This is a genomic window from Shinella kummerowiae, assembly GCF_009827055.1.
GTDB classification, from domain to species: Bacteria; Pseudomonadota; Alphaproteobacteria; order Rhizobiales; family Rhizobiaceae; genus Shinella; species Shinella kummerowiae.
Genome location: NZ_WUMK01000001.1, coordinates 927,578 through 942,683, shown reverse-complemented (window position 1 = coordinate 942,683; position 15,106 = coordinate 927,578). Strand labels below are relative to the sequence as shown.

Annotated in this window: 16 protein-coding genes; 9 read left to right on the top strand and 7 right to left on the bottom strand. The window is 63.6% G+C overall.

Annotation, left to right across the window (positions count from 1 at the left end):
• From GR138_RS04445 to GR138_RS04430, 4 genes are all read left to right on the top strand, one after another.
• On the top strand, positions 1–763 hold a 763-nt coding region (locus GR138_RS04445; RefSeq protein WP_202402486.1), incomplete at its 5' end, for an L-iditol 2-dehydrogenase.
• 86 nt (positions 764–849) lie between these two features.
• Entirely contained in the window at positions 850–2,334 is a 1,485-nt protein-coding gene (locus GR138_RS04440; RefSeq protein ID WP_160857374.1) for a mannitol dehydrogenase family protein, read from the top strand.
• 77 nt (positions 2,335–2,411) lie between these two features.
• Positions 2,412–3,083 carry an HAD family hydrolase gene (locus tag GR138_RS04435; RefSeq protein WP_160857373.1) on the top strand — a complete coding sequence of 224 codons (672 nt, stop codon included), beginning with the start codon at positions 2,412–2,414 and terminating at the stop codon, positions 3,081–3,083.
• Positions 3,084–3,102: 19 nt separating this feature from the next.
• The gene (locus tag GR138_RS04430; protein WP_160857372.1) at positions 3,103–4,686 is read left to right on the top strand and encodes an FGGY-family carbohydrate kinase; all 1,584 of its coding nucleotides are present in this window, start codon (positions 3,103–3,105) and stop codon (positions 4,684–4,686) included.
• Between the two features lie 285 nt (positions 4,687–4,971).
• Here GR138_RS04430 and GR138_RS04425 read toward each other — a convergent pair whose 3' ends face one another.
• Positions 4,972–5,766 carry a response regulator gene (locus GR138_RS04425; RefSeq protein ID WP_160857371.1) on the bottom strand — a complete coding sequence of 265 codons (795 nt, stop codon included), beginning with the start codon at positions 5,764–5,766 and terminating at the stop codon, positions 4,972–4,974.
• 188 nt (positions 5,767–5,954) lie between these two features.
• Here GR138_RS04425 and GR138_RS30790 point away from each other — a divergent pair, with 188 nt between their 5' ends.
• From GR138_RS30790 to GR138_RS04410, 3 genes are all read left to right on the top strand, one after another.
• Complete coding sequence (locus tag GR138_RS30790) at positions 5,955–6,110, top strand: NepR family anti-sigma factor (protein ID WP_160857437.1); 156 nt, start codon at positions 5,955–5,957, stop codon at positions 6,108–6,110.
• A 7-nt stretch (positions 6,111–6,117) separates the two neighbouring features.
• On the top strand, positions 6,118–6,672 hold the full coding sequence (locus tag GR138_RS04415; protein WP_160857370.1) for an RNA polymerase sigma factor: 555 nt from the start codon (positions 6,118–6,120) through the stop codon (positions 6,670–6,672).
• Between the two features lie 123 nt (positions 6,673–6,795).
• The gene (locus GR138_RS04410; RefSeq protein WP_160857369.1) at positions 6,796–8,301 is read left to right on the top strand and encodes a sensor histidine kinase; all 1,506 of its coding nucleotides are present in this window, start codon (positions 6,796–6,798) and stop codon (positions 8,299–8,301) included.
• Between the two features lie 26 nt (positions 8,302–8,327).
• Here the strand turns inward: GR138_RS04410 and GR138_RS04405 are convergent, their stop codons facing one another.
• From GR138_RS04405 to GR138_RS04380, 6 genes are all read right to left on the bottom strand, one after another.
• Complete coding sequence (locus GR138_RS04405) at positions 8,328–8,756, bottom strand: hypothetical protein (protein ID WP_160857368.1); 429 nt, start codon at positions 8,754–8,756, stop codon at positions 8,328–8,330.
• A 60-nt stretch (positions 8,757–8,816) separates the two neighbouring features.
• A complete protein-coding gene (locus GR138_RS04400; RefSeq protein WP_160857367.1) occupies positions 8,817–9,215 on the bottom strand; it encodes a glycine zipper domain-containing protein in 399 nt (132 codons plus the stop codon).
• A gap of 128 nt (positions 9,216–9,343) precedes the next feature.
• Positions 9,344–10,132, bottom strand: a complete 789-nt coding sequence (locus GR138_RS04395) for a heme ABC transporter ATP-binding protein (RefSeq protein WP_160857366.1) — start codon at positions 10,130–10,132, stop codon at positions 9,344–9,346.
• 5 nt (positions 10,133–10,137) lie between these two features.
• Entirely contained in the window at positions 10,138–11,259 is a 1,122-nt protein-coding gene (locus GR138_RS04390) for a FecCD family ABC transporter permease (protein ID WP_160857365.1), read from the bottom strand.
• Entirely contained in the window at positions 11,246–12,187 is a 942-nt protein-coding gene (locus tag GR138_RS04385; RefSeq protein WP_160857364.1) for a heme/hemin ABC transporter substrate-binding protein, read from the bottom strand. The genes GR138_RS04390 and GR138_RS04385 overlap by 14 nt, the downstream gene beginning before the upstream one ends.
• A 108-nt stretch (positions 12,188–12,295) precedes the next feature.
• Positions 12,296–13,342: a hemin-degrading factor gene (locus GR138_RS04380; RefSeq protein ID WP_160857363.1), complete on the bottom strand. Its 1,047-nt coding sequence runs from the start codon at positions 13,340–13,342 to the stop codon at positions 12,296–12,298.
• A gap of 274 nt (positions 13,343–13,616) precedes the next feature.
• Between GR138_RS04380 and GR138_RS04375 the strand changes: the two genes are divergently transcribed.
• Both GR138_RS04375 and GR138_RS04370 read left to right on the top strand, forming a co-directional pair.
• Complete coding sequence (locus GR138_RS04375; RefSeq protein ID WP_246200299.1) at positions 13,617–14,018, top strand: hypothetical protein; 402 nt, start codon at positions 13,617–13,619, stop codon at positions 14,016–14,018.
• A gap of 64 nt (positions 14,019–14,082) precedes the next feature.
• On the top strand, positions 14,083–14,979 hold the full coding sequence (locus GR138_RS04370; RefSeq protein ID WP_160857361.1) for a TonB family protein: 897 nt from the start codon (positions 14,083–14,085) through the stop codon (positions 14,977–14,979).
• The last annotated feature ends 127 nt before the right edge of the window (positions 14,980–15,106 follow it).

Here is a 15,106-nt window from a genome sequence, read left to right as displayed (position 1 = left end):
TAAGGGGAGGAGTGCGCTGATTACGGGATCAGCGCGCGGCATCGGCCGGGCCTTCGCGGAAGCCTATATCCGCGAAGGCGCACGGGTCGCCATCGCGGATATCAACATCGAGCGGGCACGGGTGACGGCAAGCGAAATCGGTCCGGCGGCCTACGCGGTCGAGATCGATGTCACGCAGCAGAGTTCGATTGACGCGGCGATTGCCGCCTGTGTTTCCGAGGCCGGCGGCATCGACATCCTCGTCAATAATGCAGCACTCTTCGACCTCGCGCCGATCGTCGAGATCACCCGGGACAGCTACGAGACGCTGTTTGCGATCAATGTCTCGGGCACGCTGTTCACGATGCAGGCGGCGGCCAAGCAGATGATCGCGCAAGGGCGCGGCGGCAAGATCATCAACATGGCGAGCCAGGCTGGGCGGCGCGGCGAGGCGTTGGTCGCTGTCTATTGTGCCACCAAGGCCGCGGTCATCAGTCTCACGCAATCGGCCGGCCTCGACCTGATCAAACACGGCATCAACGTCAATGCCATCGCACCGGGCGTCGTCGACGGCGAGCACTGGGACGGGGTCGACGCTCTCTTTGCCAAATACGAAAACCACCCGCGCGGTGAAAAGAAACGTCTCGTCGGCGAGGCCGTGCCGTTCGGCCGCATGGGCACGGCGGACGACCTCACCGGCATGGCGATCTTCCTCGCCTCCGAGGAGAGCAACTACATCGTCGCGCAGACCTACAATGTCGATGGCGGCAACTGGATGAGCTGAGGCCCGCATGAACGCGGACCTGGCATGAGCAGAGACCGGAGGCGGCATCGCCTCCACCGGCCCGGACACACCGGAAGGATAAGATCATGACCACGCACCTGTCGCTTGCCACCCTCAAGGACATTGCCAAGACCGCCGGCGTGCCGACCTATGAGCGCAGCAGCCTCAAGGCGGGCATCGTGCACTTCGGCGTCGGTAATTTCCACCGCGCGCACCAGGCGGTCTATCTCGACGACCTGTTCAATCTCGGCCTCGATCACGACTGGGCGATCATCGGTGCGGGCGTGCTTGCCTCCGATGCGGCGATGCGGGAGAAGCTGGCCGGCCAGGACTTTCTTACCACCGTCGTGGAGCAGGACAACAACCGGTCCGGTGCCCGCGTCACCGCTGCGATGATCGATTACCTCGCGCCCGGCAATGCGGTGGCAACGATTGCCCAGCTTGCCGACCCGGAGATCCGCATCGTCTCGCTGACCATCACCGAGGGCGGCTATTTTATCAATCCGGCGTCGGGCGCCTTTGACCCGGCCCATCCGGCGATTGCCGCCGATGCCGCCAATCCCGCCGATCCGAAGACCGTGTTCGGCCTGATCCTCGCCGGCCTCAAGGCGCGCAAGGATGGAGGGATTGCGCCTTTCACCGTCATGTCCTGCGACAATATTCCGGGCAATGGCGAAGTGACGCATGCCGCCGTCTCCGGCCTCGCGCGACTGAGCGATCCTGATCTCGCCGACTGGATCGATGCCCATGTCGCCTTTCCGAACGGCATGGTGGACCGCATCACGCCGGCGACCGGCGCCCGCGAGATCGGGATTACCGCCGATGACTACGGTATCGACGACGCCTGGCCGGTGTTCTGCGAAGAGTACAAGCAGTGGGTGCTGGAGGATCACTTTCCGCTCGGCCGCCCGGCGCTCGAAAAAGTCGGCGTGCAGTTCGTGCCGGATGTCGCACCCTACGAACACATGAAGATCCGCATCCTCAATGGCGGCCACGCGGCGATTGCCTATCCGGCGGCCCTGCTCGACATTCATTTCGTGCACGAGGCGATGGAGGATGCGGATATCCGCGCCTTCCTTTCCAAGCTGGAGCGCGAGGAGATCATCCCGGTCATTCCGCCGGTTCCCGATACGGACCTCAATGACTATTTGGCCCTGATCGAGCGCCGCTTCTCGAACCCCAAGATCGCCGACACGATCCCGCGCCTCGCCCAGGACGGGTCCAACCGCCAGCCGAAATTCATCCTGCCGTCGACCTCCGACCGTCTCTCCCGCGGCGAAGACGTCACCGGCCTGGCGCTGGTCTCGGCGCTGTGGTGCCATTATCTCGCCGGCACGACGGACGGCGGCAAGGCGATCAGCTTCAATGATCCCAACTTCGAACGCATCCAGGCGGCAGCGATTGCCGCGAAGAGCGATCCTGCCGCCTTCCTCGACCTTAAGGATATCTTCGGCACTGTCGCGGATTCCGAGCTGTTCCGGGGACGCTTTGCCACTGCGCTGAAGTCCCTCCAGCAGAACGGAACGCGGGCAACCCTGAAACTTTATCTGGAAAACCAGCTCGCAAGCTGACGAAACCCCAGAAATTACAGGGCTTTCCATCGGAAGGGGCAGACGTTACCACGGGGGCCTGAAACGGAACGAGAGCCATGGCCGCCACTGAGACAGAACTGGTTATCTTCGATTGTGACGGCGTGCTCGTCGACAGCGAGCCGATTTCGCTTGCGGTTCTGGTTGAATCGCTCTCCGCGGCCGGCGTCGCGATGAGCGAGGAGGAGGCACACGATCGCTTCCTTGGCCGCAGCCTGAAGAGCATGTCGGAAATATTGCACGACGAATACGGATTGGCCGTCGATGCGGCCTTTCTCGAGGCGATGCGCAAGGTGCTCTACGAGCGGTTCCGCAGCGAACTTCAGCCGATCGACGGCATTGCCGAGACGGTCGACGGGTTGGGCATTGCCCATTGCGTCGCCTCATCCAGCCAGCCGGAGCGCATTCGCCTGTCGCTGTCCGTGACGGGCCTGCTCGACCGGTTCGAGCCGAATATTTTCAGCGCCACAATGGTCTCGCGCGGCAAGCCCGCGCCCGATCTCTTCCTGCATGCGAGTGCTGCGATGGGCGTCGAGCCAGCCCGGTGCGTCGTCGTCGAGGACAGTCCTGCCGGTATTGCGGCGGCAAAATCCGCCGGCATGCGGGTGGTTGCCTTCACCGGTGGGTCCCATGCGCGCACGCCGCGCCATCGCGAAACCCTGCTTGGCCTTGAACCCGACGCCCTGTTTGACGACATGCGGGAATTGTTACAGTTTGTCCGCACGGAATAGGTCGACGGGAAGAGCATTGATGCGCGATCTGATCGTTGCGGTGGATATCGGCACCGGCAGTGCGCGCGCCGGTGTCTTCGACCGGAGCGGCGCCCTGCTGGCGCGATCAGAGCATCCGATCGCCATGCGCCGGCCGAGCGCAAGCTACGCGGAACACGATTCGGAAAATATCTGGCAGGCCGTCTGTATTGCGGTCAAAGCGGCGTGCGCGATTGCAGGGGCCGAGGCTGACCGTGTGGCCGCACTCGGCATCGACGCGACCTGTTCGCTGGTGGTGCGCGACAGGCAGGGCAGGCCGCTTGCCGTTTCCGGCGGCGAAGAAGCGCGCTGGGACACCATCGTCTGGCTCGATCATCGTGCGCTCGAAGAAGCCGATATCTGCACGGCCACCCGACATCCGGTGCTTGCCCATTCCGGCCACGTCATGTCGCCGGAAATGGAGATGCCCAAGCTCATGTGGCTGAAGCGTCACCAGCCGGGGCAATGGGCGAAGGCGGGCTACTTCTTTGACCTCGCCGATTTCATGACCTGGCGGGCCACCGGCTCGAATGCACGCTCGCGCTGCACGATGACGGCCAAATGGAACTACCTCGCCCATGCGGAAAAGCCGTGGAGCGAGAGCTTTCTATCGGCGATCGGGCTGGAGGACGTGCGTGTGCGCGGATCGCTTCCGGACAAGACGCTGGCGGTCGGCGAGGCCGTCGGGCGGCTGACGGCCGAGGCTGCCCGCGACCTCGGCCTTGATACCGGCTGCGTCGTCGCAAGCGGCCTGATCGACGCCTATGCCGGTACGTTCGGCGTGCTCGGTCCTTTCGCCGGCCAACCGGAAAAGCTGGAACGCCAGCTGGCGCTGATCGGTGGAACGTCGAGCTGCATCGTCGCTTTTTCGCGTGCGGAAAAATTCGGCTTCGGCATGTGGGGACCGTATTATGAGGCTGTGTTGCCGGGCTGGTGGCTGGTCGAAGGCGGCCAGTCGGCGACCGGGGCGCTGCTCGACCACATCGTGCGGGCGCATAGCGCGGGCGGCGAGCCGTCGGTGGCCAACCACGCCCGCATCGTCACCCGCATTCGCGAATTGCAGGCGCAGGAGGGCGAGGCGTTCGCCGCCCGGCTGCATGTCCTGCCGGATTTTCATGGCAACCGTTCGCCGCTTGCCGATCCGCATGCGCTGGGCGTTATCAGCGGCCTGCCGCTCGATGCGTCCTTCGACAGTCTGTGCCGGCTCTATTGGCGCACCTGCGTCGGCATCGCCCTCGGCATCCGCCATATCCTCGACAAGCTCGGTGAGTGCGGCTATCCGCTCGATACGTTGCACGTCGCGGGCGGCCATGTTCGCAATCCGTTGCTGATGGAGCTTTACCGCGATGTCACGGGTTGCCGTGTCGTCGTGCCCGATACGAATGATGCCGTACTGCTTGGAACGGCGATGGTCGCCGCCGTCGCCGGCGGGCTCCATGCCGACCTGTCGGCCGCGGGTGCCGCCATGTATCCAGGTGGTACCGAGTTTCTGCCGGATGCCGGTCGAAGGGCGAGTTTCGACCGTGATTATCGCCGGTTTCTTGCCCTCCAAAGGCACCGCGAAGAGCTCGAAACGATCGACTGAAAAAAATCTCAAAAAAATTTGCAACCGGGCGGAACCAAATCGCATGGCGCGTGTTTCTGTGTCATCACCGGTCCGCGCATATCCCCCAAGATGCGAGGCCCTCGACTGGTGATTGACCACGAAACCGTGTCCCCCTCCGGTTCGTGGAACCTCAAGCAGCCAGTGCCCCCGAGGCGCTGGCTGTTTTCTTTTGTGCAGGACATTCCTGGAAATACGAAGGCGGCGGTGGATGTGCCAACCCACCGCCGCCGGCCGCGCCGCCGCTGCGGCCATCCGGGAGCGAGATTAAGCCGCGGCGTGCGCTTGCGGGGTAAAGAGAAGGGCCTGGTTGATGAGGACCTTCACTTGCTCCGGATTGAAGGGTTTGGAAACGAGGAAGGCCGGTTCCGGCCGTTCGCCGGTGAGCAGCCGCTCGGGATAGGCGGTGATGAAGATGACCGGGATTGTCGTTCTCGCGAGGATCGCGTTCACGGCGTCGATGCCGGAACTGCCATCGGCCAGTCTGACATCCGCAAGCACGAGGCCAGGACGGCTGTCGCTCCAGAGCGTCTCGGCCTCGGCCTGGGTGCGGGCGATGCCGGTCACGCGATGGCCCATGCCGCTCACCATATGGGCGAGGTCGAGCGCGATCAGCGGCTCGTCCTCAATGATCATGATGCCGGTCTCGGCCTGCGCTGCGATGTCGGCAAAGGCCGTGTCGAGCAGGGCGCGGATGGTGCTCTCCTGCGCCTCCAGGATTTCCGCCGTCTTCTCGACCGAAAAGCCTTCGACCGTCGCAAGCAGCAGGGCCTGGCGGCCGAGCGGGGGAACTCCGGAGAGGTCGTACGGTGCCTCCATGCCGGGTGCGACCGATCCTGCGCCGCGGGTCATGGAGATGGGCAGGGAGGAGACGATGCGGGTCAGGAGCCCGAAGAGCTTTGTCCTGTCGTCGCCGCCTTCCGGCATGACGGAGGTATCGATGAGAATGGTTTCGAGTGTGGCGGCGACATAAGCATCGCCAGAGGATTGGGTTCCTGTGAGCGCGCGCGCGTAACGGCGCAACGCCGGGAGGTGCGGCCCGATGCGGTCGGAAATCGGCATGATTGTTCCCCTGTTCTTGAAATGCGGCAATGGCAGTTGACGGTTTGAACGCGGAAGCCAAATTTTGGTTCCGGGGCATGGAACTTTTTTTGGTGCAGGGCATTTCCACGCCGAAGTCTGAGACAGGGCACAGATGAAAATGAAAGTGGCCAAGAGTGATTAGCGTGGAAAAGAAAACAAGCAGGGGGATGCCTCCCAAAACCGCGGGCGACCCGAATGCCCAGATTGCAACGAAGCTTCGCGCCTTCTACCATTCGGTACAGGAGGAGGCGCTTCCCCAGAGGTTCCTGGACCTTCTCGAAAAATTGGACGCTGTCGAAAACGGCGTTCGGCGGGCCGAGTGAGGGTATGATGGAACAGGGGCAGACGACTTTTAAACGCGAACTCCTTGCGGTTCTCCCGAGCCTGCGCGCCTTTGCCATTTCCTTGACCGGCCGGCATGACCAGGCGGATGACCTCGTGCAGGACACGATCATGAAGGCCTGGGCGAAGCAGGAACAGTTCGAAATGGGCACGAACATGAAGGCCTGGCTTTTCACGATCCTGCGCAATGAACTCTACAGCAAGATGCGCAAGCGCGGCCGCGAGGTGCAGGACAGCGACGGTATCTTCACGGAAAACCTGGCGCAGCACCCCTCGCAGTACGGTTCGCTTGACATGCAGGACTTCAAGAAAGCCCTGGAAAAGCTGCCGGACGAGCAGCGTGAAGCGATCATTCTGGTCGGGGCGTCCGGTTTTTCCTATGAGGAGGCGGCCGAGATTTGCGGTTGCGCGCTCGGTACGATCAAGAGCCGGGTCAACCGCGCCCGCCAGCGACTGCAGGAACTTCTGCAGGTGAGCGGCGAAAGCGATTACGGTCCCGATTCGATTTCCGCGCCGATAACCTCGCGCGCATTCGCATCGTGATGAAAACCATGCCGCCCGCCTTTTCAGGCGGGCGGCGGACATTTTTGAGGGGATTGGTGCGAATAGGCGTTTGCCGCCGTCAATCGGCGTGAAAACGAACGCGGAATCGCATACCAGAGGCGCATGAAAGACAACGTCCAGCCATTGTCATGCGATGTTATCGCCGTTCTCGAGGCGCCGGCCCGTCTGGCGGCGGTCGAAACAGCGATGCCTGTCTTTCTCGGACCTGATCCCGATTTTGACGACATAGCCTCCCTGGCGGCCGGTCTCTTCGGCGCGCCGATTTCTCTCGTCACCCTGCTCGGCCGAACGGACCAGTGGTTCCTTGCCCGCCAAGGCACGCCGGAAATCCGCGCGCCGTCACAAGACTCTTTCTGCGCCCGCATGATTGCCGAGAACGGCAACGAGCCGCTTGTCATAGCGGATGCCCGCAAGGATCCTCGTTTCGCCGGATTGCCAAGCGTCGTCGGTGCGCCGCATCTGCGCTTCTATGCCGGCGTTTCGGTCGTCGTCGATAGCCAGCCGATCGGTACGGTCTGCGTCTTCGATGTCAAAGCCCATGCGCATGTCGCTCCGGAACTTCCGGCACGGTTGAAACAGCTTGCCTCGCTTGCGGCCTCGCTCGTCAAGCTGAAGGAGGAGGCGCGGCGGCGGGCGATGACGGCGGAGATGCTGTCGCGCGACGAGAAGCGCCATTCCCTGGCGCTCGACGCGGCAAATGTGGCGAGCTGGCTGTGGGATCTCTCGACGGGGATGGTCTCCGGTAACGAGACCTTCTACCGCATGCTTGGCGTCAAGCCGGCCAAGCCGATGAGCGCGCGAAAATTCTTCATGGCGGTGCATCCGGCGGATCGAAAGAACACCATCGGTCAACTGCGCAATGCGCTTGCCACCGGCAACGAATATGACGGGCTCTTCCGGTCGGCGAAATCGGGCCGTTGGCTGCTTGGCCGCGGCCGGGTGCATGAAAAGGATGCCGATGGGCGCCCGATCACGTTCCTCGGCATCAATATCGACGTTACCGAAGGGCAGCTTGCCTCCGAACGCACGCGCCTCCTGCTGCGCGAGTTGAACCATCGGGTCAAGAACACGCTGGCCATGCTGCAATCACTGGCCCGCCAGACCCTGCGCCAGACGAGCGATCCCGTCGAGTTCATGGATGCGTTTGCCGGGCGGCTGCAATCGCTCTCCGAGGCGCATGGCCTGCTCAGCGATCACGAATGGGGCGGCATTCACCTGAAGATGCTGCTGCAGAAGCAGATCATGCCCTATGCGCTCGACTATGAGAGCCAGATCGAGATCCACAAGGACGAGGTGGAGCTCGGCCCCGATCAGGCTGTCGGGCTGGGTCTTGTTCTGCACGAACTTGCCACCAACGCCCGTAAATATGGCGCGCTGTCGGTCCGTTCGGGCAAGGTCGTGATTACCGCGCGGGTAATGAACGAAGAAGGCCACCGCGTGCTCAACATGACCTGGCATGAGGTCGGCGGGCCGCCGGTCGACCCCGCCCGTCGCCGGGGTTTCGGCTCGATCCTGATCGAACGCAGCCTCGACAAGATTCTCGGCAGCAGTGTGCATGTCGAGTATCTGCCGAAGGGTGTGACCGCCGTCGTGCGCATGCCGCTCTAAGCGGCATATAGTCTCAAAAATCGGGATCAGTCGTCGCGGCGGGATTTTGGCGCAAGCAGGAAGCCGAGTGCGAGGGCGACGGCCGTTGCCGCGAGCGGTTTCTTCACGGCGACCGTCGCTGCCGCTGCCATCAGGTCACGGCGGACCGCAAGTTGCTGGCGGCGAATGCGGCGTAGCTCCCGCTCCCGTTTGTTGCGCGCGGCGACAACGGCAAGCACGATAAGCGCAAGCAGCAGGAAACCGCCGGCAAGGCCGAAGAGGGCGGGCACGGTGCCGTAGCGTTCCGAGAGCAGGATCGCCGTGGCGACCAGGCCGAACACATAGGCGGTGATCAACAGCAGGCCGATGGCCAGGCCGGCAATCGCGTTGCGCTTGGCAATGTCCATCGTCTCGTCCACCCGGTCGGTGACGCGGGTGGCGAGGTTCTGGATGAGAATGGCCCCCAGTGAAAGCATTCCATGTAACTCCGCAAAGAAGGACGCCACGGGACGGGCCCGTGGCGTATCGGGATGGCGTCAGCGGCGCAGCAGGGCTGCGATGACAAAGCCGGCGGCGGCGGCGACGCCGAGCGTCGTCAGCGGATGGTCATGCACGGCCTTGCGGGCACGACGGCCGGAATCGCGATAACGTTCCTGGAAATCGGCGAGGATATCCTCGCCGGCGGCGATCATGTCGCGGATGTCGGTCTCGGCACGATCCTTGAGGTCATGGGCCGCGTCGCTCGCCTGTGCCTTCACGGCGCGCGCCTTCTTGCGGATGCCGCTTGCGCCGCTCGATGCGTCGCTGGAAAGCTGCCGGGTGAGGGAGGCGATCTCCTCGCGCAGTTCGGCGATCTGCTCCTCGACGGCTTGCGCCTCGTCATGAAGCCCATTGCGGATGCTCTTGCTGCGCGATGAAAACAGTCCGTTGGCCATGCCGTTTCTCCTTTTGCGGTCGCCAGCGCGATGCGCGGGCTAAACAGTGCTCCACCCCCTTGGCGGAACGGTCTTTCCGGGACAGGAAACGCGAAGGGCTGCAAAAGGTTCCGTAAGACGCTGGAAAATCAGGCCGAAGCGGTGTGCGGCAGGACGAAGGGAACGCCCACTGCCGGCACGCCATTGATGCGCATGCGGCAGCCGAAGACCGCTTCCATGGCGTCGTCCGTCATGACGTCGGCCGGGGCACCCGAGCGCTCGATGCGGCCGTTCTTCATCATCACCATATGGTCGGCGAACATGGCGGTGAGGTTGAGGTCATGCATGACCGCGATGACGCCGCCGCCGCCTTCGCAATAACGCCGGGCAAGCTGCATGATCGTCAACTGGTGGCGGATGTCGAGCGCGGAGACCGGCTCGTCGAGCATCAGGAAGCAGGGTTCGCCATCGAGCACCGGCTCCCAGATCTGCGAGAGCACGCGGGCAAGCTGCACGCGCTGCTGTTCACCGCCGGAAAGCTCCTGATAGAAGCGGCCGGCAAAACCCGAGAGGTCGACGGCGGCCAGGGCATCCGAGGTGATCGCCTCGATGCGGTCGGCGTGCCGGTTCGGCCCCACGGTGAGGCCGAGGCGGACGATTTCGCGCACGGTGAAGGGGAAGGCGATGGTGGCCGCCTGCGGCAGCACCGCGCGCTTCACGGCCAGTTGCCAGGGTTCGAGGCTACCAAGCGCGTGGCCGTTGATGGTGATCTCGCCCTTGCTCGGCAGTTCGCCGGCAATGGCCTTCATCGTCGTCGTCTTGCCGGAGCCGTTCGGGCCGACGATGGCGGTCAGCTGACCGGCTTTTGCATCCAGCGACACGCCGTGCACGATGGTCTTGCCGGAGAGGCTGACCGTGAGGTTTCTTGCGGTGATCATAAGTCCTACCAGCCGTTGCGCGTGCGGTCCCGCAGCAGCACCCAGAGGAAGAACGGGGCACCGGCAAGCGCCGTGATGATGCCGATCGGCAGTTCGGCCGGCGCCACGATGGTGCGGGCCAGCATGTCGGCACCGAGCATCAGCACGCCGCCGAACAGGGCGGAGGCCGGCAGCAGGTAGCGGTGATCCGGGCCGATGACGATGCGCAGCAGATGCGGCACGACGATGCCGACGAAACCGATGCCGCCGCTGACGGCGACCGAAGCGCCGACGGCGCCGGCAACCGAGACGATGGCAATGTATTTCAGTCGCTGCACCTTGACGCCCATATGGAAGGCCGCGGCCTCGCCGAGCGTGATGGCGTTGAGGCCGCGCGACAGGAAGGGCACGACGACGAGCGCCAGGAGAATGATCGGCCCGGCGGCGAACAGCTTTGCCCAGGTCATGCCGGACAGCGAGCCGAGGCTCCAGAAGGTGATGTCGCGCAGCTGCTTGTCGTCGGCCATGTAGATGAGGATGCCGGTGATGGCGGCGGCGAGCGCGGAAATCGCGATGCCTGCCAGCAGCATGGTGGCGACGGAGGTTTGTCCGCCGCGCGTGGCGATACGGTACAGGAGCAGCGTCGTGAGAAGGCCACCGGCGAAAGCGGCGATCGGCAGGGCGAAAGCGCCGAGCGCAATCATCAGCGCAGGCGGCAGGCTGGCGCCGAGCACGATCATCAGAACCGCGCCGAGTGCCGAGCCGGAGGAAATGCCAACAAGGGCAGGATCGGCAAGTGGGTTTCGGAAGAGGCCCTGCATGACCGCGCCGGACATGGCGAGCCCCGCGCCGATCAGGAAACCGAGCAGCGCGCGCGGCATGCGGATGTCGAAGACGATAATATGGTCGCGCATGCTGAGCGCCGTGTCATCCGAGCCGGTGAAGAGCGCGCCAATGACGTTGAGCGCGGATGCGTCCGACGCGCCGGTGGTGATCGAAACGGCGAGGGCGACGAGCGAAACGAGCGCAAGGACTGCAAGAGTCAGCCGCGCGATGGCCGTCCGGTCGCCGGCGGGCCGGGACTGAACGGAGCGCATCAGGGAAAGACCGCGCGCGCTGTTGCCGCGCACGGCATCATTGAGAGACATTGCCGTAGAGTTCTTTGTTGAGATCGCGGATAGCCGAGGCGGTGCGCGGGCCGAAGCCGAGCAGGTGCAGGCTGTTCATGCGCAGGATCGCCTTGTTCTCGCCTGCCGGTGTTACGGAAATTGCCGGATGGGCGAGGATTTCCTCGTCGCTGCTGCCGGCGCCGGGGCGGGTCATGACCATGATGACGTCGGGCTTGCCCTTGATGATCGCCTCGTCAGTGACCGGCTTGTAGCCCTCGAAGGCGCCCTCCGTGGCATTGATCGCACCGGCAAGGCCGATGATGCCATCGGCGGCGGTATGGCCGCCGGCAGCCATGATCTTGCCGTTCTGGAAGCTGAGGATGAAGAGCACGCGCTTGCGCTCGTTTTCCGGCCGCTTGGCGGCATCCGCGATGGCGGCGTCGAGATCGGCCGCGACTTCGGTTTCCAGCGCCTTGGCCTTGTCCGGCACACCGAGGAATTTCCCGACGACGTCGATCTTCTTGAGGATCGCTGCCCGGTCATAGCCTTCCGGAACGGTCTCGAAGGGAATGCCGGCGCTCTTCAACACGGCCAGCGCATCCGGCGGGCCGCTGCCTTCGACGGCGAGGATGGCGGTCGGGTTGACGGCGATGACGCCCTCCGGCGAAAGCTGGCGCATGTAGCCGACATCCGGCAGCTTCACGGCTTCTTCCGGGAAGGTGCTGGTGGAATCGCGGGCGACAAGGCGTCCACCTTCGCCGAGCGCATAGACGATTTCCGTCACGGCGCCGCCGATGGCGACGAGTTTCGAGCTGTCGACCTGCTGCATCTCCTGCGCGACGGCCTTGCGGATGAAGCCGTTCTCGCCGGGCGTGGCGAGCGGCAGGAGCATCGGCGCGGAGAGGGCAAAGACCGTGAGGGCCACTTCCCAAGGGCGGGCGCGGCGGAAATCGAAGCTCTTGCTCATGGTCGTATCCTTCGCGGGTAGCGCGAGCCTTTCCTGGCGAACCGGGCCGCGGAAAGGCTCTGTCTCTTTGTTTCGTACAGGTCCGGACGCTGCCGGGCCTGGCTTGCCTCAGGCGGCGACGCTGTCGGGGCGCGGCAGGCTGTCGAGGATTTCGCGCCAGTCGGCGCGCTCCGTCATGCCTTCCTTCCGCTTGCCGAAGAACTGGATGATCATCTCGCCGCTCGCATCATAGGCTTCGAGCGAGGTGACATGGCCATCGACGGTCGGCTTGCGGACCACCCAACATTCGGCGATGTGGTCCATGCGCAGATGCATGTGGAACGTCGGATCCATCACGTTGAGCCATGGGCCCATCGGCTGGATGTTCTTCACCGGGCCGGTGTGGATCTGGATCGTGCCGTGGTTGCCGACAAAACACATGATGTCGGCGTCACGCTCTGCGGCGGCGCGCATCAGGTCGCCGACGGCATCGGCGCGCACTTCATGGGCGAAATCCTCGCCGACGCTGCGCACGGCGTCCTGGCGGCCGATCTTCAGCTTCCGCAGCATGCCGAAGAACTGGTGCGTGTCGGTCATGGAAGCCCAGTTTTCCCGCAGTGCCGCGACATCGACCGGACCGGTGTCGTCGACCTTTTCGGAAACCACCTCGACGAAATCCTGCGACTGGTCTTCCAGGCGGAAGTCGGCGACGATGGCCTCGTAGGCTTCGAGATTGGAGGCGGGGCGCAGGTGCACCTTGTGCACGGCCATGCCGGCCTTGTCGAAGAACTGCAGGCTGCGGCGCACCTGGTCGCCGTCCGTCTTGGTCACGGCAAAACCGTGCGCCCAGGTGCCCGGGAAGATGCGCAGGTCAATGTTCTCGCCGAGCACGATCGAGGCATGTTTGCCGGGGGTGATCTTCTCGAACACGCCGATCTTCTCATGCACGACGCTCTCGTTGCGGGTCAGCGCCATGACCTCGCCAAGGGCTTCCGAACGCTCGAGGAAGCGGTTGGCGCTGCCGTCGATACGCACGGCCGTGAGGCCGACTTCCGCAGCAACGAGCGCCGCCTCCGAAATGCCAAGCTGGGCGGCGATGTCGCGTTCGCGCATCTTCGGGTTTTCAGCGCGGAAGGCGCGGATTTCTGCGGGGGTCGGTCGGGTCGTGTTGGTCATGGGCGCGGCCTTGATCGAAATGCGGGATGCCATCCGTCCCATGGCCATCACGTTCCGGTGAATTTCGTTGGCGGAACAGCGGTTTGACAGGATTTTGGCGGTTACTATCTTGACTTCATTACTCATATTTATCTATGCACGCAATACCGGTATCCAAAAGTCATGTTAATTCTGGCGTTGACCGGCTACAGTATGCCCGGCCGTCGCTCTCGGCCGAACCAAACCACTATCGAACAGGCGAGCCATGACCGTACGCACCCTTCTTCTTTCGGCGATGCTTTCCGTTCCCGGCATCACGAGTGTCGCAGCTCAGGAGGCCGCAGCGCCCAAGGCACTGGAAGTGGAACTGAATGCGCTTGCCGGTTCGCAGAAGGGCTGCCTGTTCACGTTCCTCGCGGTCAACGGTTTTGCGCAGGACATTTCGAAAGTGTCCTTCGAATTCGTCATCTTCAACGACAAGGGCACGGTGGAACGCCTGGCGCTGCTCGATTTCCGCGAACTGCCGGCCGGCAAGTCGAAGGTGCGCCAGTTCGACGTGCCGGGCGTCAAGTGCGAGACGGTGAAGAACCTGCTGATCAACGATGCGCCGGTCTGCGAAGGCACGGGCCTTGAGAAAGGGCGCTGCATGGACGGCATCGTCACGCGCACCAAGGCGGCGGCCGGCCTCGAAGGCTGAAGACGGTTGAGTTGCGCAGTACATGACGGGCTGCGCCGCATGAAACGGAATGACGGGTGATATCATGTCTGGAAGCAAGTGGCTTTGGGTCGGCGGAGGTGTGTTTTCCCTGCTTGCACACGCGACCGCTGCAGCCATCCTGACCATGGCGCCGGCGCCGGAAGAGCAGCAGGCCATGATGGCCGGCGGCGTCGTGGCGGAAGTGGCGATGCTGGGCAATGGCGCCTTCGATGCGACTGAAGCCGGCAAGCCCGAAGATGCTATTGCGCCCGAGGCCATCCAGCCTGACGTGGCCGAGACCACGCCGCAGCGGGTCGCGGAGATCCAACCGACCGAAATCGAGCCTGAATTGACCGAAACGGTGCAGCCGACCGACCCCGTCGTTTCCGAACCGGTCGAAGAGCTGATTGTTCCTTCCGCCGAAGTGGAGATTGCCGCGATCCCGATCCCGGAGATCAAGCCGGAAGTCGAGCCGGAGCAGGAGATCAAGCCGGTTCCGGAAGCGAAGAAGGAAGAGCCGGTCAAGAAGGTCGAGCGCAAGAAGCCGAAGCAGAAGCCCGTCAGGAAGGCCGGCGAGGAAGGCAAGTCCAAGCAGAACGCCAAGAAGGGTGAGATCGACGGGTCGGCCGATGTCAAAGCCGCTGCTGTCGGTGGCCAGAAGAAGGGCAATTCCTCCGTCGCTGGCGACAGCACCGTCAGCAATTATCCAGGCAAGGTCCGTAACAAGATCAACCGTGCCAAACGGCGTGTGGCGGGGGGCAAGCGGGGGAGCGTGGTTGTGAGTTTTGTTATCAACGCCAGCGGCCAGGCGAGCGGCATCCGCGTCGCACGCAGCTCCGGCGAGGCAGCGGTGGACAAGGCGGCACTCGATTCGGTTCAGCGCGCGGCACCATTCGCCAAGATTCCCGAGAATGCCGGCAAATCGTCCTGGGTTTTCAACGTGCCAATCGTCTTCAAGTGAAACGGGCATTCCCGCCGCCCCGTAATCGGCGGGAATTTTTTGCGATAAAATATGACTATCGTAGTCAAGTTTATACTTTACTCTGAAAATCAAGTTTTGTAGGTTGGCCCCACTGAGGCTCCGCCCT